This window comes from Streptomyces sp. NPDC052910 (assembly GCF_055585605.1).
This window is the reverse complement of sequence record NZ_JBVJJR010000007.1, coordinates 223,425-241,819: the sequence shown is the minus strand read 5'-3', so window position 1 is coordinate 241,819 and position 18,395 is coordinate 223,425. Positions and strand designations below refer to the sequence as shown.

At 71.5% G+C, this 18,395-nt stretch carries 16 protein-coding genes and 1 tRNA gene; 6 read left to right on the top strand and 11 right to left on the bottom strand.

The window, feature by feature from the left end; all coding sequences use genetic code 11:
* Nucleotides 1–49: 49 nt before the first annotated feature.
* The 3 genes from ACZ6X9_RS25105 to nth form a co-directional block, all read right to left on the bottom strand.
* Entirely contained in the window at nucleotides 50–1,249 is a 1,200-nt protein-coding gene (locus ACZ6X9_RS25105; protein ID WP_469780245.1) for a MarP family serine protease, read from the bottom strand.
* Nucleotides 1,250–1,353: 104 nt separating this feature from the next.
* A complete protein-coding gene (locus ACZ6X9_RS25100) occupies nucleotides 1,354–2,046 on the bottom strand; it encodes an NUDIX hydrolase (protein ID WP_469780244.1) in 693 nt (230 codons plus the stop codon).
* Between the two features lie 97 nt (nucleotides 2,047–2,143).
* Nucleotides 2,144–3,259 carry an endonuclease III gene (nth, locus tag ACZ6X9_RS25095; RefSeq protein WP_469780367.1) on the bottom strand — a complete coding sequence of 372 codons (1,116 nt, stop codon included), beginning with the start codon at nucleotides 3,257–3,259 and terminating at the stop codon, nucleotides 2,144–2,146.
* Nucleotides 3,260–3,509: 250 nt separating this feature from the next.
* Between nth and ACZ6X9_RS25090 the strand changes: the two genes are divergently transcribed.
* Entirely contained in the window at nucleotides 3,510–4,184 is a 675-nt protein-coding gene (locus ACZ6X9_RS25090) for a Crp/Fnr family transcriptional regulator (protein ID WP_004939715.1), read from the top strand.
* Between the two features lie 365 nt (nucleotides 4,185–4,549).
* On the opposite strand, the gene ACZ6X9_RS25085 is transcribed toward ACZ6X9_RS25090, so the two are convergent.
* The 4 genes from ACZ6X9_RS25085 to ACZ6X9_RS25070 all read right to left on the bottom strand — a co-directional run bounded on the left by ACZ6X9_RS25085 (nucleotide 4,550) and on the right by ACZ6X9_RS25070 (nucleotide 7,363).
* A complete protein-coding gene (locus tag ACZ6X9_RS25085) occupies nucleotides 4,550–5,389 on the bottom strand; it encodes an MBL fold metallo-hydrolase (RefSeq protein WP_469780243.1) in 840 nt (279 codons plus the stop codon).
* Complete coding sequence (locus ACZ6X9_RS25080) at nucleotides 5,386–6,378, bottom strand: NUDIX hydrolase (RefSeq protein WP_469780242.1); 993 nt, start codon at nucleotides 6,376–6,378, stop codon at nucleotides 5,386–5,388. The genes ACZ6X9_RS25085 and ACZ6X9_RS25080 overlap by 4 nt, the downstream gene beginning before the upstream one ends.
* Before the next feature lie 365 nt (nucleotides 6,379–6,743).
* Nucleotides 6,744–7,208, bottom strand: a complete 465-nt coding sequence (locus ACZ6X9_RS25075; protein WP_469780241.1) for a RidA family protein — start codon at nucleotides 7,206–7,208, stop codon at nucleotides 6,744–6,746.
* Nucleotides 7,205–7,363, bottom strand: coding sequence for a DUF4177 domain-containing protein (locus ACZ6X9_RS25070; protein WP_003967454.1), 159 nt, complete (start codon nucleotides 7,361–7,363; stop codon nucleotides 7,205–7,207). The genes ACZ6X9_RS25075 and ACZ6X9_RS25070 overlap by 4 nt, the downstream gene beginning before the upstream one ends.
* A 71-nt stretch (nucleotides 7,364–7,434) precedes the next feature.
* Here ACZ6X9_RS25070 and bagA point away from each other — a divergent pair, with 71 nt between their 5' ends.
* Together bagA and bagB are read left to right on the top strand one after the other, a co-directional pair.
* Nucleotides 7,435–8,511: an ATPase BagA gene (bagA, locus tag ACZ6X9_RS25065; RefSeq protein ID WP_469780240.1), complete on the top strand. Its 1,077-nt coding sequence runs from the start codon at nucleotides 7,435–7,437 to the stop codon at nucleotides 8,509–8,511.
* Nucleotides 8,508–10,259, top strand: coding sequence for an ATPase BagB (gene bagB, locus ACZ6X9_RS25060; RefSeq protein ID WP_469780239.1), 1,752 nt, complete (start codon nucleotides 8,508–8,510; stop codon nucleotides 10,257–10,259). The genes bagA and bagB overlap by 4 nt, the downstream gene beginning before the upstream one ends.
* 393 nt (nucleotides 10,260–10,652) lie before the next feature.
* Here the strand turns inward: bagB and ACZ6X9_RS25055 are convergent, their stop codons facing one another.
* Complete coding sequence (locus ACZ6X9_RS25055; protein WP_004939680.1) at nucleotides 10,653–10,988, bottom strand: WhiB family transcriptional regulator; 336 nt, start codon at nucleotides 10,986–10,988, stop codon at nucleotides 10,653–10,655.
* A 384-nt stretch (nucleotides 10,989–11,372) separates the two neighbouring features.
* On the opposite strand from ACZ6X9_RS25055, the gene ACZ6X9_RS25050 reads away from it, so the two are divergent.
* On the top strand, nucleotides 11,373–13,559 hold the full coding sequence (locus tag ACZ6X9_RS25050) for a transglycosylase domain-containing protein (protein WP_469780238.1): 2,187 nt from the start codon (nucleotides 11,373–11,375) through the stop codon (nucleotides 13,557–13,559).
* 128 nt (nucleotides 13,560–13,687) lie between these two features.
* Here ACZ6X9_RS25050 and ACZ6X9_RS25045 read toward each other — a convergent pair whose 3' ends face one another.
* Nucleotides 13,688–14,149: a GatB/YqeY domain-containing protein gene (locus ACZ6X9_RS25045; protein ID WP_469780237.1), complete on the bottom strand. Its 462-nt coding sequence runs from the start codon at nucleotides 14,147–14,149 to the stop codon at nucleotides 13,688–13,690.
* A 141-nt stretch (nucleotides 14,150–14,290) separates the two neighbouring features.
* Here ACZ6X9_RS25045 and ACZ6X9_RS25040 point away from each other — a divergent pair, with 141 nt between their 5' ends.
* Entirely contained in the window at nucleotides 14,291–15,220 is a 930-nt protein-coding gene (locus ACZ6X9_RS25040) for a metallophosphoesterase (protein WP_469780236.1), read from the top strand.
* A gap of 207 nt (nucleotides 15,221–15,427) precedes the next feature.
* Nucleotides 15,428–15,501: transfer RNA gene (locus tag ACZ6X9_RS25035), tRNA-Pro, on the top strand.
* Nucleotides 15,502–15,619: 118 nt separating this feature from the next.
* Here ACZ6X9_RS25035 and ACZ6X9_RS25030 read toward each other — a convergent pair.
* Nucleotides 15,620–17,131, bottom strand: coding sequence for a LacI family DNA-binding transcriptional regulator (locus ACZ6X9_RS25030; RefSeq protein ID WP_469780235.1), 1,512 nt, complete (start codon nucleotides 17,129–17,131; stop codon nucleotides 15,620–15,622).
* Between the two features lie 363 nt (nucleotides 17,132–17,494).
* The gene (locus ACZ6X9_RS25025; RefSeq protein WP_469780234.1) at nucleotides 17,495–18,367 is read right to left on the bottom strand and encodes an AAA family ATPase; all 873 of its coding nucleotides are present in this window, start codon (nucleotides 18,365–18,367) and stop codon (nucleotides 17,495–17,497) included.
* Between the last annotated feature and the right edge of the window lie 28 nt (nucleotides 18,368–18,395).

Here is an 18,395-nt window from a genome sequence, read left to right as displayed (position 1 = left end):
CCTCTCCCACGCCTCGGCGCGTCCACGGACGGCCGCCCGAGGCGTGGCCTCAGAGTGCGCACCCCTGGGTGTCGGCCCGTTCCACGGCCGTACGTCCTTCGATGACGTCCTCTTGGACCTCGTCCGCCGTCAGGGCGTACCCGGTCTCCGCGTCGTCGAGCGACTTGGCGAAGACGACGCCGTAGACCCGTCCGTCCGGCGTGAGCAGCGGGCCCCCGGAATTGCCCTGCCGCACGGTCGCGTACAGCGAATAGACGTCACGCCGGACGTACCCGCGGTGGTAGATGTCGGGGCCGTTGGCGTCGACACGGCTGCGGACGCGGGCGGAACGGACGTCGTAGGCACCGTTCTCCGGGAAGCCCGCGACGATGGCGCTCATCCCGCTCTCCGCCTCCGCGCGGGCGAAGCGCAGCTCGGGGGCGCGGAGCGCCGGTACCCGGAGGACGGCGATGTCGCGCTTCCAGTCGTAGAGGACCACCTTGGCGTCGAGGAGCCTGCCGCGGCCGCCGACCTGCACGGTCGGATCGGTGACCCCGCCCACGACATGGGCGTTGGTCATCACCCGCTGCGGGGCGAAGACGAAACCGCTGCCCTCCAGCACCTTGCCGCAGCCCGCCGCGTTGCCGACCACCTTGACGACGCTCCGCTGCGCCTCCGCGGCGACGGCGCTGCCCGAGAGCTCGGGGTCGGGGGCCGGGACGGAGGTGATCGGCTCGGTCGAGAAAGGCGCGAAGACCTGCGGGAAGCCGTTCTGGGCGAGGGCCGTGCTGAAGTCCGCGAACCAGGTGTTGGCCTGCGTCGGAACCACCCGGGCCACCCCGAGCAGCACCTTCGAGGTGCGGACCTGCTTGCCGAGCGTCGGCAGCGACGTCCCGGCGAGGGCCGAGCCGATCACCCAGGCGACCAGCAGCATCGCCGCCACGTTGACCAGCGCGCCCCCCGTCGCGTCGAGGGCGCGGGCCGGTGACCAGGTGATGTGGAGGCGCAGCCGGTTCCCCAGGTGGGTGGTGGCGGCCTGGCCCACCGAGGCGCAGACGATCACGATGACCACCGCCGCGACGGCCGCCACGGTGCCCGGGGTGCGGTCCCCCGTCGCGCTGTCCCAGATGACGGGCAGGGCGTAGAGGGCGGCCAGCCCGCCGCCGAGAAACCCGATCACCGAGAGCACGCCGACGACGAACCCCTGGCGATAGCCGATGACCGCGAACCAGGCGGCGGCCAGCAGCAGCGCGATGTCCAGAACGTTCACCGAAGGGTGCCTCGCATTGCGGTTGTCGTCGGTGGCGAGCCGTGGGGCGGGCGGGGAGGCGGGGGGCGAAGCGGCCCGGACCGTGGGCGGGCCCGCGGCGGACGTCAGGCGGTCCGGTCGAGCAGTACCTCCCGGCCGGCGTCCCAGGGCCGCTCCCAGCCCGCGAAATGCAGGATGCGGTCGATCACTCCGGCGGTGAAACCCCAGACCGTCGCGGAGCCCACGTGGAAGACGGGGCCTCTGTGACCGCTGGGGTGGACGGCGGTCGCCCGGTTCGCCGGGTCGGTGAGCTCGGCGACGGGGACGGTGAAGACACGGGCGGTCTCCGCGGGATCGACCGGCCCGACCGGGCTGGGCTCACGCCACCAGCCGAGCACCGGGGTCACGACGAACCCGCTCACCGGAATGTAGAGGTCCGGCAGCACGCCGAAGACCTGGACACCCGAGGGGTCGAGGCCGGTCTCCTCCTCGGCCTCGCGCAGCGCCGCGCGGATCAGCCCGCCGTCGGCCGGCTCGCCGTCCTCCGGATCGAGGGCGCCGCCGGGGAAGGACGCCTGGCCGGCGTGCGAGCGCAGGGTGCCGGACCGTTCGAGGAGCAGCAGCTCGGGGCCGTCCTGCCCCTCGCCGAAGAGGACCAGGACCGCGGAGAGGCGTCCTCCGGTCTCCGGCGGGAGAAAGCGGCTCAGTTGGTGCGGCTCGACGGTCGCCAGGAAGCGCTCCACCGGCTCCAGCCACTCGGGCAGCCCCTCGGCGGTCACGATGGTCTCCCGGCCGGCTCGGCCGTACGTGCTCCTCATGCGCTTCCCCAATGTTCCCGACGATCTTCCCGGCGCCTGCCGGGCGTTCCCTGGTCTTCTGGCGGAATCGGCGCCGTGCCCTCGCGCGGCGGCACCCTCACTCGGCTCCCAGCGGGGGCGCGGGCGGGCCCGGATAGTCCGGCGGGGGCTTCAGGCGCTGGCCCGGGAGGCCGCCCTTCTCGTACTTGAGCAGCTTTTGCGCCTTCTCCGGATCGGTCTCGCCCTCGCCGTACGACGGGCAGAGCGGGGCGATCGGACAGGCGCCGCAGGCGGGCTTGCGGGAGTGGCAGATGCGGCGGCCGTGGAAGATGACGCGGTGCGAGAGCATCGTCCAGTCGCTCTTGGGAAAGAGCGCGCAGACCTCGGCCTCGATCTTCTCCGGGTCCGTCTCCGCCGTCCACCTCCATCGCCGCACGAGCCGCTGGAAGTGCGTGTCGACCGTTATGCCGGGAACACCGAAGGCGTTGCCCAGCACGACGTTGGCCGTCTTCCGCCCGACGCCGGGGAGCGTGACGAGGTCCTGCAGCCGGCCGGGCACCTCGCCGTCGAAACGGTCCCGGAGCGCGGCCGAGAGCCCGAGCAGCGACCTGGCCTTGGCCCGGAAGAAACCCGTCGGACGGATCAACTGCTCCAGTCGCTCCGGGTCGGCCGCCGCCATGTCCTCGGGGGTGGGGTACGCCTCGAAGAGGGCCGGAGTGGTCTGGTTGACCCGCAGGTCGGTGGTCTGTGCGGAGAGGACCGTGGCCACGAGGAGCTGGAACGGGTTCTCGAAGTCCAGCTCGGGGTGGGCGTACGGGTACACCTCGGCCAGCTCGCGGTTGATCCGCCGGGCGCGCCGGACGAGCGCGGTCCGCGACTCCGTACGGGCGCCGCTCCCGCTGCCCCCGCCGGCCTGGGCCCCACCGTCGGCGGCGGCTCCGGCGGCGCTTCGCGCGGTGGTCTTGCCGGTGGTCTTGGCTGCGGTCTTCTTGGCAGCCGCCTTCTTGGCAGCGGTCTTCTTCGGGGCGGAGGTCTTCGGGGCGGACTTTCTCGCGGCAGGCTTCCGCGCGGCGGCATCCGAGGCCGAGCCGCCACCGTCGGACGAGCGCGCCCCCCGTTCGGCCGACGACGCCGCCTCCGGCTTCCCGCCCGACGACTCGCCGCCCGCTCCACTCGCCTGCGATTTAGTCCTACTTGCGTCTTTTGCGGTTTTCCCCGCAGGCTGTTCGCCCACAGCGGAATCGCGGGTCGAGGTCACCCTCCCGGCCCCCTTGCCCTCTGCTCTCACCGGCGTATTGGACACCCGGCCAGACTAAAGCCCGGCACTGACATCCGCCCCGGGCGCGGGAAAAGCACAGCCCAATCGGACCCCTGCCGTAGGGCTTCCGCCGACGATGCGCCACACTTGTGTTTGATCACACAGTTTTACCGACGGGCATCATGGGGACCACGGTCCTCTGTGCATGTCGACAAGGAGAGAACTCGTGGACGACGTTCTGCGGCGCGCCCCGCTCTTCGCGGCGCTCGATGACGAGCAGGCCGCTGAGCTGCGCGCCTCCATGGGCGAGGTCACCCTCGCGAGGGGCGACGCCCTGTTCCACGAAGGCGACCCGGGCGACCGCCTCTACGTGGTGACCGAGGGCAAGGTGAAGCTCCACCGCACCTCCCCCGACGGCCGCGAGAACATGCTCGCCGTCCTGGGCCCCGGCGAGCTGATCGGCGAACTGTCCCTCTTCGACCCCGGGCCGCGGACCGCCACCGCGACCGCCCTGACCGAGGTCAAGCTCCTCGGCCTGGGCCACGGCGACCTCCAGCCCTGGCTGAACGCCCGCCCGGAGGTGGCCACCGCCCTGCTGCGCGCCGTCGCACGCCGCCTGCGCCGCACCAACGACTCCATGTCGGACCTGGTCTTCTCGGACGTCCCCGGCCGCGTCGCCAAGGCGCTGCTGGACCTGTCGCGCCGTTTCGGCGTGCAGTCCGAAGAGGGCATCCACGTGGTGCACGACCTCACCCAGGAAGAGCTGGCGCAGCTCGTCGGCGCCTCCCGGGAGACGGTCAACAAGGCCCTCGCCGACTTCGCCGGCCGCGGCTGGCTGCGTCTGGAGGCGCGCGCCGTGATCCTGCTGGACGTCGAGCGGCTGGCCAAGCGGTCCCGCTGACCCCAGCGGGCGCCGAGTTGCGCCCGCCCGTAGGAGGGTCCCGTTCCAGCGGGGCCCTCCTACGGTGCGCTCCGGCGCCGGTATCGCCGGGCAGCGGGCGCGGGGAGCCGTCGCCCGGACACAACGCCTCAGGCCGCGTCCGAACGCCCGGCCGGTCGAAAGCGCGCCGGCCCTGAGCAGGCCGTCCCGGATCAGCCGTTCCGGATCAGGGCGGTGTGAATCAGGTCGGTGTGGATCAGGTTGGTCTGCATCAGGCCGGCCTGATGCGGTCCGGTCTGGGATCGCGCGCCGGTCTAAGTCGTGTCGGCCCGGATCAAGACAAATCTCAAGCAAGCCCTGCCCGGACCGGACCGGACCGGACCGGTCTAGATCAGCCCGTGCTCGCGCAGATAGTCCAACTGCGCCCGGACCGACAGCTCCGCAGCCGGCCACACGGCGCGGTCCACGTCCGCGTACACGTGCGCCACCACTTCGGCGGGGGTGTGGTGTCCCGCCTCGACGGCCGTCTCCACCTGGGCGAGGCGCTTGGCCCGGTGGGCCAGGTAGTACTCCAGCGCGCCCCGCGCGTCGTCCAGTACGGGGCCGTGAGCGGGCAGGACCGTGCGCACGTCCTCCTCGACCACGAGAGACCGCAGGCGGCGCAGCGAGTCGAGGTAGTCGCCGAGCCGCCCGTCGGGGTGGGCCACGACGGTGGTGCCCCGGCCGAGCACGGTGTCCCCGGTGATCAGAACCCGGTCCGCGGGCAGGTGGAAGCAGACGGAGTCCGCCGTGTGCCCGGATGCCGGGACCACCCGCAGCTCCAGGCCGCCGACGGTGATGACGTCACCCGCCGCGAGCCCTTCGCCACCCACGCGCAGGGCCGGATCCACCGCCCGCACCGGTGCGCCCGTCAGCTCGGCGAAGCGTTCGGCGCCGCCGGAGTGGTCGAGGTGGCCGTGCGTGAGCAGGGACAGGACGATCCGCCGGCCCGCCGCCTCCGCCGCGGCGATGACGGCCCGCAGGTGGGACTCGTCCAGCGGGCCGGGGTCGACGACCACCGCCTCCTCGGACCCGGGCTCCGCCAGCAGCCAGGTGTTGGTGCCGTCGAGCGTCATCGCGGACGGGTTGGGCGCGAGGACGCAGGTCGCGCGCGGGGTGGCGGGACCGGCCGGGCTGCCCGCTCGGGGGCGCCCCGGCAGTTCGGCGGGTACGGCTGCGTACGTCATGCGTCGGCTCCCGGAGTCGCGGTCGCTGGGGTGGACGGAAGTTCGCCCGCGGGACGGGACGGGAGGTGCTTGGTGAACTCCTCGTGCCCCGGCCAGCTCAGCACGATCTCTTCCCCGACGAGCCGGGCCCGTGCGAGCACCGGGGTGAGATCCCGCTCACCGGCGGCCGCGAGGACCGTGGGCACGTCCGCGTACGGCAGCAGCGCGCGCAGCGTCGAGACGGTGGGCGGCATCATCAGCAGCTCACCGCGGTCGTAGCCGGCGACAGCGTCGGCGGGGCGGATCCAGACGGCCCGGTCCGCCTCGGTCGAGACGCCGGCCGTGCGCTGCCCGTCGGGCAGGGCCGCCACGAAGAACCAGGTGTCGTACCGCCGGGGTTCGAACTCCGGCGTGATCCAGCGGGCCCAGCCACCCAGCAGGTCGCTGCGGAGCAGCAGGCCGCGGCGTTCCAGGAAGTCGCCGAACGACAGCTCGTGACCGGCGAGCGCGGCCCGGTCGGCCTCCCACTCCGTCCCCGTGGTGTCCGCGACCACGGTGTCCGGGTCCGGCCCGGCGAGCAGGACGCCCGCCTCCTCGAAGGTTTCGCGGACGGCCGCGCAGACGACGGCCTGCGCCACCGCCGGCTCGACGCCGAGCCGGGCGGACCACTCCCGTGGCGAGGGCCCCGCCCACGGCACGTCGCGTTCGTCTCGCGGGTCGACGGCGCCGCCCGGATACGCGTACGCACCTCCGGCGAAGGCCATGGAGGTGCGTCGGCGCAGCATGTGCACGGCGGGCCCGCCGTCGGTGTCCGCCCGCAGCAGCAGGACGGTGGAGGCACGCCTGGGCGGCACGGGGTCGAGCTCCCCGCGCGCGAGCCGTCTGATCCGGTCGGGCCACTCGGGCGGGAACCACTGGCCGTTCGCCCCGGTCGGCGCGTGGCCGCTGGCCCGGTCACCGCCGGGGGCGTTCGTCCCGTCGCCGCCCGCCCGGCCGTTCGTCGTCACCATGGCCGGATGCTATGCGCTGGTGCGCGGATGTTCGAGGGGGCACGGGAGGCCGGGACGGGCGACGGCACCGGCTTCCTACGCTCAGACAGGCCGGACCACGGCGGACAGCACCGGCCCACGGCGGACAGCGACAAGCCGACGGCGGGCCGGGCCTCCTCCGGTCGCCGACCGTCGGCGGACCCGGACCCGGACCCGACCCCGAGCAGGCGTTCGCCGGCCCGGCCCGGCCCGGTCACCGGGCTCGGACGATTCCCGCCCGGCCCGGAGGACGGAAGACTCGGACAGCCTTCACCCGGGTCGCTCACAAAGCCTGGGCAACCCCACCCGACCCGGCGGCCCTCCCCCGCCCCGGAACCGGCCGGATGTCAGTCCGCGATCTCCACCTGGAGCTCGACCTCGACCGGCGCGTCCAGCGGCAGCACCGCGACGCCCACGGCGGACCGCGCGTGCACGCCCTTCTCGCCGAGGACCTCGCCCAGCAGCTCACTCGCACCGTTCAGCACGCCGGGCTGACCGGTGAAGTCGGGCGCGGAGGCGACGAAGCCGACCACCTTCACGACCCGGACGATCCGGTCCAGGTCGCCGACGACCGACTTCACGGCGGCCAGGGCGTTCAGCGCGCAGATGCCCGCCAGCTCCTTGGCCTGCTCCGGGCTGACCTCGGCGCCGACCTTGCCCGTGGCGGGAACGGACCCCTTGACCATGGGCAGTTGGCCCGCGGTGAAGACGTACGCGCCACTGCGCACGGCCGGCTGGTAGGCGGCCAGCGGAGGAACGACGTCCGGCAGGGTCAGCCCGAGCTCCGCGAGCCTGGCCTCGACGGCACTCACGCCTTTTCCCGCTTCAGGTAGGCCACGAGCTGCTCGGGGTTGTTCGGGCCGGGAACGACCTGGACGAGCTCCCAGCCGTCCTCGCCCCAGGTGTCCAGAATCTGCTTGGTCGCGTGCACCAGAAGCGGCACGGTCGCGTATTCCCACTTGGTCATGGCCCGACTGTAATGCCTCACACTGACAGCCTCGTGCGTAGCCCGCGCGGCGACTGGTTAGGCTCCGCACCATGAGCAGGCTCCATGTCGTCAGTGGCAAGGGCGGTACCGGCAAGACCACCGTCGCCGCCGCTCTCGCCCTCGCCCTCGCGGCCGAGGGAAAACGCGCACTGCTGGTCGAGGTCGAGGGCCGGCAGGGCATCGCCCAGCTCTTCGAGACGGAGGCGCTTCCCTACGAGGAACGCAAGATCGCGGTCGCTCCCGGTGGCGGCGAGGTGTACGCACTGGCCATCGACGCCGAGCGTGCCCTCCTCGACTACCTCCACATGTTCTACAAGCTCGGCAGCGCCGGCCGGGCCCTGAAGAAACTCGGCGCCATCGACTTCGCGACGACCATCGCGCCCGGGCTGCGGGACGTCCTGCTGACCGGCAAGGCGTGCGAGGCCGTGCGCAGGAAGGACCGCGCGGGCCGCTTCGTCTACGACCACGTCGTGATGGACGCCCCGCCGACCGGCCGGATCACCCGCTTCCTCAACGTCAACGACGAGGTGGCGGGCCTGGCCCGGATCGGCCCGGTCCACAACCAGGCGCAGGCCGTGATGCGCGTCCTCAAGTCGCCGCAGACGGCGGTGCACCTGGTGACGCTGCTGGAGGAGATGCCGGTCCAGGAGACCGTGGACGGCGTGGCTGAGCTGCGTGCCGCGGGTCTTCCGGTCGGGGGCGTGGTCATCAACATGGTGCGTCCGGACGTGCTCGACGAAGCCGCCGTGGAGGAGGCCGCGAACGGCCGGCGTGACGCGGTCGCCGCGGCCCTCGCCGAAGCCCTGGCCAGAACCTCGTCCGGAGGTGGGAGCCGGGCGGGCGCGGCGGGCGCCCTGGTCGGGCCGCTGCTCGACGAGGCGCGTGAGCACACGGGACGGCTGGCGCTCGAACGCCTCGGCCGGTCCCGTCTGGCCGAACTCTCGCTCCCGACCAGCGAGTTGGAGTTGCTGGGCGACGGCGTGGACCTGGCCGGCCTCTACCGCATGGCGCGTGCGCTGCGGGAGCAGCCCATCGTCGGGCGGGACGCAGGCGAGCGGGAGGACGCGGGGCGGCGGAACACCGCGTCGCACGACGTCACGAGCCGTACGACCGAGGGGGCCCAGTGAGCCTGGACAGGACGACCGCGCTCGACATCGACCCCATCCTGGACGACCGCCGCACCCGGATCGTGGTGTGCTGCGGTTCGGGCGGGGTCGGCAAGACGACGACCGCCGCCGCGCTGGGCCTGCGCGCGGCGGAGCGCGGCCGGCGGGTGGTCGTGCTCACCATCGACCCGGCGCGCCGGCTCGCACAGTCGATGGGCATCGAGAAGCTGGACAACGTGCCGCGCCGGGTGCCCGGCGTCGACGGGACGGCCGGTGGCGAACTGCACGCCATGATGCTGGACATGAAGCGGACCTTCGACGAGATCGTCGAGGCGCACGCCGACAGGGAACGGGCCCGGGCGATCCTGGAGAACCCCTTCTACCAGGCGCTGTCGGCCGGCTTCGCCGGCACGCAGGAGTACATGGCCATGGAGAAGCTCGGCCAGCTCCGTTCCCGCGACGAGTGGGACCTGATCGTCGTCGACACCCCGCCCAGCCGGTCGGCGCTGGACTTCCTGGACGCGCCGAGCCGGCTGGGGTCCTTCCTGGACGGCAAGCTCATCAAGCTGCTGATGGCCCCGGCGAAGATCGGCGGACGGGCCGGGATGAAGTTCCTGGGGGTCGGCATGTCCGTGATGAGCGGCCCCCTGAACAAACTGATGGGCGCTCAACTGCTGCGGGACGTACAGACCTTCGTGGCGGCGATGGACACCATGTTCGGCGGTTTCCGTACCCGTGCCGATGCCACGTACCGTCTGCTGCAAGCTCCGGGGACGGCGTTCCTCGTCGTCGCCGCGCCCGAGCGGGACGCGCTGCGGGAGGCCGCCTACTTCGTCCAGCGGCTGGCGGCCGAGCGAATGCCGCTGGCAGGACTGGTGTTGAACCGGGTACACGGCAGCGGTGCCGCACGGCTCTCGGCCGAGCGGGCGCTGGCGGCGGCCGAGGCGTTGACCGACGAGAACGGTGGTCCGGCCGAGCCTGCCCAGCCCCCGGCGCACGCGGGTGGCACGGCGACGGCGGATTACACAGAAAATCTTGCCGGTTCCGGCATTGTGGATCGTGGCAGCGGGCAAGCTGGGACACGTACCGCTGACGACCCTGGCACCGTCACTCCCCTCGACACTTCCTCTCCCAAGAGCGGCTTCCCCCAGCCCGTGTCACCCGGAGTGCCCACGATGTCGGCAGAATCCGCGGCACCGTCAGGAACAGCAGCTTCGGCGGCACCGGCACCATCGGGATCCGCGTCCACGCCATCGCCACCGGCGGCGGACGCGGATCCCGTCGGTGCTGTGCGCGCCGTCGCCGCTGGTGAGACCGGCATCGCACCTGATGCCTCTTCCGGTCCCGGGCGGTTGGACTCCGACGAGGAGTCCGCCGTCGTGGACGCCCCGGGATCCGCCGGGGTGGACATCGCGGAGTCCGCCGTCGCGGGCACCACGGGCATCCCGGGCACCACAGACATCCCGGGCACCGCCGGCTCGGGTACGTCGCTCTCCACCGAGAGGCTCGCCGCGGGCCTCCTGCGGCTGCACGCGGAGCGCATGCGGGTGCTCGCGCGCGAGCGGCGCACCCGTGACCGGTTCACCGCGCTGCACCCGGACGTCCCGGTGGCCGAGGTGCCGGCACTCCCCGGCGACGTCCACGACCTCTCCGGGCTGCGGACCATCGGCGACCGCCTGGCCGGGCAGCCGACCGCGGCGGGCGGGACGGCCGAGGGCGCGGTGCCGCCCCAGCAGGGGCCGGACCGGGCGGGCCGGACGGCGGAATAGTCGCGTCCGCGAGGGGCCGGGGCCTGTTCCGGCGTCCGGCGGGAGGAGCAGGCCGGACGGAGTGAGGAAACGACGGAACAGCGGAACCGAGCGCCCGGAGGGGACGGCCCGGAGGAAGGGAAGGCCCGGGCTTGGCTGCCCGATCCGAAGCCCGGCCGCGTCGCCAAGTCCGGGCGGAATCGCAGGTCCGGACGGTTCGGACGGTTCGGACGGGGTGACGGAACCGGGCGGTGAGGCGTCCGGAGGAGTGGATCGACGAGTCCGGGTGGCAGGCTCGGCTGCCGGAGTCAGCAAGGCGTCCGGCAGCGGGGCCGGACGCGCCAAGGAGGTGCGGCGGACCCGTACGCGTCCCGGCCTCGGCGGGAAGACCCCGGCCGGCGGCCATCGGTCGGCCTACCCGGCCGCCGCGTACGCGTCGTACTCCTCCTCGCCCAATGGCAGGAGCCCGGCGCCGCGCTCATATTCCGTGCGGGCGGTCTCCAGCAGCCGGCGCCAGGACGTGACCGTGGGCCTGCGGCGGAGCAGCGCCCGCCGCTCGCGCTCGGTCATCCCGCCCCAGACGCCGAACTCGACGCGGTTGTCGAGCGCGTCTGCCAGGCACTCGGTGCGGACCGGGCACCCGGTGCAGACCGCCTTGGCCCTGTTCTGCGCTGCGCCCTGAACGAACAGTTCATCCGGATCGGTAGTGCGGCAGGCAGCCTGCGCACTCCAGTCGGTTACCCAGCCCATGCTGGCGCCGTCCTCTCCCGAATTGAGGCTCCCCCACGGCGGCAGCGGCATATTCACCGTTGCCAGTTGAGGACGTTACGGAAGCAGGACAGGGGGCAACACCCCCTTCGGGCCCAATCTTGAATGGCCCGAACGGACTATGCGTACGCGGCAGATCACCCAACGGAGTGACCTGACGACATCAAAGACTTTCCTGTGCAGACAGGGACACTTCACCCTTCTCGCACAGGACGCCTCGTGACACACGCGGCAATACGGACACACCTCATCACCTACAGGAGTGAAAGCACAGGTGATGCTGAAGGAGCCGCAGTGGCTGGCGTAAAACAGCGTAGGCGAACACACGGGCGCCTGTCCGCCGAATGAGAACGTAGGCTTTCCTTCATGGCTATGAAGCGCTCGGGCGGGGGGGCCTCTTCGGGGGCCCAGCAGGCCGCCAAGTTCCTCGGCGTCAGCGTCCTCTCCGGAGTTCTGCTGGCCGGTCTGGCCCTGCCGGCCGTCGGCGCGTTCGGCCTCGCGGCCAAGGGAACGGTGGAAGGGTTCGACGAACTCCCCGCCAACCTCAAGACGCCGCCCCTCAGCCAGCGCACGATCATCCTCGACTCCGAAGGCGGGGAGATAGCCAAGGTCTACTCCCGCGACCGCACGGTCGTGCCGCTGAGCCGGATCTCCCCGTACATGCAGAAGGCGATCGTCGCCATCGAGGACGCCCGCTTCTACGAGCACGGGGCCGTCGATCTCAAGGGCGTGCTCCGTGCCGTCAACCGCAACGCCCAGAGCGGCGGCGTCTCCGAGGGCGCGTCCACGCTCACCCAGCAGTACGTCAAGAACGTCTTCATCGAGGAGGCCGGCGACGACCCGGAGAAGGTCGCCGTCGCCACGCAGCAGACCATCGGCCGCAAGGTCAAGGAGCTGAAGTACGCCATCCAGGTGGAGAAGGAGCTGGGCAAGCAGCGCATCCTCGCCAACTACCTGAACATCACCTTCTTCGGGCAGCAGGCGTACGGCGTCGAGGCCGCCGCCCAGCGCTACTTCAGCAAGCACGCCAAGGACCTCACCCTCGGCGAGTCGGCGCTGCTGGCCGGCATCGTCCAGTCGCCCAGCCGCTTCGACCCGGTCAATGCGCCGAAGGAGGCCACCAAGCGGCGGAACCTGGTCCTCCAGCGGATGGCCGACCTCAAGAACATCACGCCCAAGCAGTTGGCGGCCGAGAAGGTCAAGCCGATCAAGCTCAATGTCAGCCGTCCCAAGAGCGGTTGCATCACCGCCGTCAACGGCGCCGGCTTCTTCTGCGACTACGTCCGCCAGACCTTCCTCCAGGACCCCGCCTTCGGCAAGACGAAGGAGGCCCGCGCCAAGCGGTGGAACGAGGGCGGGATGACGATCCGCACCACCCTCGACCCGCAGACGCAGAAGTCGGTGCAGCAGTCGATCACCGACCACGTCTACCAGGGCGACCGGGTGGCCACCGCCATCTCGATCGTGGAACCGGGCTCGGGCAAGGTGCTGGGCATGGGCCAGTCGAAGCCGTACGGCTTCGGCAAGAACCAGACCCAGATCAATCTGTCGGCCGACCACGCCATGGGCGGCTCGACCTTCGGCTTCCAGCCCGGCTCCACCTTCAAGCCCATTATCGCGGCGGCGGCGCTGGAGGAGGGCAAGTCGGCCAACCAGGTCTACTCCTCGCCGTACAGCATGCCGTACCCCTCCGAGATCGAGGGCTGCAAGAGCACCTGGAAGAACGGCGGTGACACGCTCACCAACGAGAACCGGAGCGAGGTCGGCCCGTACGGGATGGCGGAGGCGACGGCCAAGTCCGTCAACACCTACTTCGTCCAGTTGCTGGAGGACGTCGGCCTCTGCCCCGCGGTGAAGATGGCGGACAAGCTGGGTCTCACGCTCGCCCCGAAGAACCAGGTCCCCGCGATGGCGATCGGCGGTTCCCAGGGCATGGCGCCGCTGAACATGGCCGCCGCCTACGCGGCGTTCGCCAACCGGGGCACGTACTGCACCCCCGTCGTCGTCACCTCGGCGCTGGGCCCGAACGGCAAACCGCTGAACATTCCGAAGTCGCGGTGTTCGCGCGCCATGTCAGAGCAGACCGCCGAGACGGTCAACACCCTGCTCAAGGGTGTCGTCGAGGACGGCACGGGCAAGGAGGCGGGCCTCAGCGGCCGGGACAGCGCGGGCAAGACCGGCACGACGGACGAGCGGAAGGCGGCCTGGTTCGTCGGCTACACGCCGAACATGTCCGGCGCGGTCTGGGTCGGCGGCGCGGGCGACGAGGTGCCGATGGAGGACATCACCATCGGCGGCGTCTACCACGCCAAGGTCTTCGGCGGCGACACCCCCGGCCCCATCTGGCGCGACGCCATGGGCGGCGCCCTCGAGGGCAGGACCGCCCCCACCTTCGACATGGTGCCCGGCATCGACACCGGTGACTCCGACAAGGCGGACAAGAAGTCGAAGGGCAAGAAGGACGGCGGCTCCGGCCGGAAGGGCAACAAGCCCGGGAAGACGGGGAAGGGCGGGAAGTCCGGCGGGAACGACAAGCCGAACCGGGCCCACTGAGGCGGAACCGGACTGGGCCCACTGAGGCGGACATAGAGGAGAGGGGCCCGCCGGACCATGAACGGTCCGGCGGGCCCCTCTCCCTTTGGCTTCTCTTGGCTCTCTCGCCCGGCCGCCTTGTCGGTGTCCTAGGAGAGCTGCCGCTTGACCTCGGCGGACACCCGGCCGCCCTCGGCGCGGTTGCCGACCTTGGGCTTGACGATCTTCATCACGGCGCCCATGGCCTTCGGCCCCTCGGCTCCGCCGCTCTTCGCCTCGGCCACGGCCTCGGCGACGAGAGCGGTCAGCTCCTCGTCCGAGAGCTGCTGCGGCAGGTACGCGGCGAGCACCTCGCCCTCCGCCCGCTCGCGCTCGGCGGAATCGGCACGACCGCCCTTCTCGAACGCCTCCGCGGCCTCGCGGCGCTTCTTCGCCTCACGCGTGATCACCTTCAGGATCTCGTCGTCGGAGAGCTCACGGGCCTGCTTGCCCGCGGTCTCCTCGTAACCGATCGCGGAAAGCGTGAGACGGAGAGTGGCGGAGCGCAGCTCGTCGCGCGCCTTGATGGCGGCCGTGAGGTCGTCCTGGAGCTTTGCCTTGAGCGTGGTCATGCCGCAATCTTCGCATCCCGCCCCCGCCCGTGCCCCGCATTAACGGCGGCACCGGCCCCCGCCGCCCCGCAGGGACCACAACTCCCCCTTGCCACCGGGCCCGTGACACGACCGACCACCGCCGTCTGCGACCATGGCCGTATGCGCGCGCGATACGCAGTACCCCTGGGAATCACAGCAGTCGGCGCGGCGGGCATCGCCTACGCCGCCGGCTTCGAAGTCCGCTCCTTCCGGCTCCGACGGGTGACCGTGCCCGTCCTGCCTCCCGGGATGCGGCCACTGCGGGTGCTGCAGGTCTCGGACATCCACATGGTGAGCGGGCAGCGCAAGAAGCAGCGCTGGCTGCAGTCCCTCGCCGGCCTGCGCCCCGACTTCGTGATCAACACCGGTGACAACCTCTCCGACCCGGAGGGTGTCCCCGAGACCCTGGACGCGCTGGGGCCGCTGATGCAGTTCCCCGGCGCCTACGTCTTCGGTTCGAACGACTACTACGGTCCCAAGCTGCGGAACCCGGCCCGCTACCTCTTCGAGAAGGCCAGCGGGCGGCACGGCCTCAACGGCAACGCCCCGGCCGTCGGCGTGATCCACAACCCCTGGGAGGGGCTGCGGGACGCCTTCGACAAGGCCGGCTGGGTCAACCTCACCAACACCCGGGGCCACCTGAAGATCGGCAGCAACGAGATCGCGCTCACCGGGCTCGACGACCCGCACATCAAGCGCGACCGGTACGACGCCGTGCAAGGCGGCCCGGTCGAGGACGCCGACTTCTCCCTCGCCGTCGTGCACGCGCCCTACCTGCGCGTTCTCGACGCCTTCACGGCCGACGGCTACCCCCTGATCCTCGCCGGCCACACCCACGGCGGCCAGCTCTGCATCCCCTTCTACGGGGCCCTGGTCACCAACTGCGACATCGACACCGACCGGGTCAAGGGCCTCTCCACCCACCGCGCAGGCGGCCACCGCTCGTACCTCCACGTCTCGGCCGGCTGCGGCACCAACCGCTACACCCCCGTCCGCTTCGCCTGCCCCCCCGAGGCCACCCTCCTCACCCTCACCCCCCGCGACGCCTGACCGCACCCCCGCCGGGGCCGCCCGCCAAGACCGGCGGCCCCTCGGCCCCTCCTCCCACGTACACCCCCACCCCTGCCTCGCCCCTGTCCCATCCCGGCCCCTCACCTGCGCCTCCCGCCTGCGCCTCCCAGCCGCACCCCCGGGCACCTCCCCAAGAACCGGATTTCGTCTCCCGGCTCCCGTCCGCTAAAGTAGAGCTCGTTGCAGCGGGGTGTAGCGCAGCTTGGCAGCGCGCTTCGTTCGGGACGAAGAGGTCGTGGGTTCAAATCCCGCCACCCCGACTTGGTTGCACCAGGTCAAGGCCCTGATCTTCTCTGAAGATCAGGGCCTTGACTCGTTTTGCAGATCGTCCGGGAGAACTCCGGGAGAAGATCTTGGTTCTCGCCTTCGGCGCCTCCCTTACGGCCGGGACCGGAGCAGCCGATCAAGAACTCCCACGGGAGAGCGGGGGTTCATGGCCCGCCGCGCGTCGAGTGATGAGTGCCACAGTCGCGTAAGTCCCTCGCACAGTCGCCGCCGCATCTCGGGCGTGACGTGGGTGTAGCGGGCCGAGACCGAGCCGTCGATGTGGCCCATTCGCTCGTCGGCCAGCGCCTTCTCCGTGTTCAGGAGCCCCTTGTCCTCCATCCACGTCCGGTGCGCGTGCCGGAGACCATGCGGAGTGAGGCCCTTGGCGATCGGTACCCAGCACGCTTCCGCACGAGCCGCGGCTCCTCGGCCTCGCGCCGGCACCCCCGGCCAGGGTTCCGCGAGCAAGGGAACCGGCCGTCCCTCCTGGGGCGCCTTCCTCGGGTACCAGCCGTCCGCGGCCGGGCGGAACAGCCACGTTGCGAAGCCGTTCCGACGCCAGTGAGCCGCGTGTCCGTCCGGCACGCCGCCGCGGATGAACCCGAGATCGACGATCGCCTGCTCCACCCGAACCCGAGTCGGCTCGGCGACCCGGTCCGGACGGTTCAGCACGTTGGACACCGTGCCCGCGGACACGCCCGCCCGCCTGGCGACGTCCACCAGCCTCGCCCCGGAGACACCGTTACGGGCCACACCCTGCCCTCGGAAGACGTACACCCTGTTGTGGCACTGGCAAGGCTGAGGATTGGTGGCCGCTACGTGATCCAGCACCAGGCCCGAAAGCCACCTCGGGACATCGATGTCCCGGTAGCTGTCGTCCTTCGGCGGGCACCGCACCAGCTCCCCCGTGTCGAGCTCGTATAGCTGCCATTCGATTCGGATCGACTCCAGACGCACGAACTCCGGCTCAAGGCCGACGATCTCGCCCCACCGCTTCCCCGTATACGACTTGAGGACGGTGGCGACGAACTCGTCGTCCCTGCCCGAGAGCAGCGCAGCCCGTTCGGCCACCAGCAGGGCACCCAGCGGATCCGTCACGACCTTCTCCGGCCCACGGTCCCATCCTCGGCCGGCGCGCTTTCCGCGGCCCCTCCTCCTCGCTGCCGGGTTGGAGGTGATGAGTTTCTCCTCCACCGCGTCCTCAAGAATGAGGTGCAAGGTAGCGCGCCAGGTCTTCACGCTCGACGCTGCGTAGAGGGCGCGCTCAGCCTTCTCCCACGCGCTGACGTGCGACCGCTGGATATCCGCGAGCGCCTTCTCCTCAAAGGTGGGGAGCAGGTGCTCCTCGATGTGGTGTCGGTAGTTCTGCATTGTGGAAGCGGCGAGGTCCTGCTCGGCGTACCAGCGGCTCGCGTACTCGGCGAACGTGATCCGACCCGCCGCCGGATCCCGCCAGAGGCCCCCTTGCACCTTCGCCTCTTCGAGATTCGCGGCCTTCTCCGCGTCCCGCCTGGTCTCGTATTTGATCGTGTTTCCGGCAGCATCCGACACGGTCCCGTACTTGCCTGGCGCGATCTTGAAGCGCCCACGCCAGTACGTTCCACGCTTCTCAGCGAACCCCACTACTGGCCCCCGTCTCCGCCGACGAGACGGCCGACGCCCGCTCACCGCGTCCGCGACGAGGGGGTCGGGCGCGAAGCCGGACTACAGAGGGCGCCGGCTCTCGCCGCACCTTGGAGACTCGTGTCGCTCCCACGGGAGCCGTCTCCTGGGTGACGAGAGGCCGCTCCTCGAAGGTCTGAAGGATCGCCTCGTACTGCTCAGCAGTGAAGCGGTAGGCGCCGCCCGCCCGCGTGAAAGGAACACGGCGCCTCCGGGCCTGCTCCTTCACCCACCATTCCGAGCACCCCAGAGCCTCTGCGACCTCCGAGGGCCGGTAGAGGTGAGGCAGCGGGACAGCAGTGACACTGTGACGGCTGTGACTCGTCACGCCTGCCCCCCGTTCTCACTGGGAGCGGCGTAGCCGCCGGCGTCTCGGATCAGTTGGACGTCGTTGGCCATCCGGGAGCAGGTCTGCCGGACGAGGGCCGGGTCGAGGCCGATGCCCTCGGCGATCTGCTTGGGTTTGGCGCCCGGGTGGTCGCGGACGTAGCGGAGGACGGTGGCGCGGGTGTCGCCGATGGTGTGGGCGGCGGCGGGGCCTTCGAGGAGCTGCCAGGCGCCGGCTTCGGCGTGGAAGCGGAGGGCGTACTCGGCCTCGTCGACGTCACGGCCGGTGACGTGGAGGACGCCGTCGGCCTGGCCGCGAGAGCGCTTGAGAACGAGGGTGGCGTCGGCGGCGCCCGCCAGGCCGTTGGTGCCTGAGACCTCGGCGAGGAAGTCGTCCGAGCCGGCCTTGCGGACGTGGTGGACCAGGACCACGGCGATGCCGTAGTGGTCCGCGATCCGCTTGGCGTGACCGACCGCGGCGTAGTCGGCGTCATACGCCGAGGTCCCCGGGGCGGACGGGCCGCGCATCTTCGCGAAGACGTCCACGATCACCATCCGGGCGTCCGGGTTGCGCTCCACCCACTGGGCGATGGCCTCGTTGCCGCCCTGCGGGAGGGACGGGCAGGAGGTGGCCAGCGTCAGCGCGGCCGGCGCCGGCTCGCCGCCGAGGATCTTCCGCATGCGCGTCTGGAGCCGGCGTGGGGTGTCCTCCAGGGCGAGATAGAGCACCGGGCCGCCCTCCACCGGCACGGTGTCCATCGCCTGGCCGCCGGCGGCGACGGAGAGGGCCAGGCCGAGGGACAGCCAGGACTTGCCGACCTTCGGCGGACCGGCGAGGAGGTTCACGCCCTCGGAGATGATCCCGGGCACCGCCCAGCGCGGCTCGGGGAACTCGCCG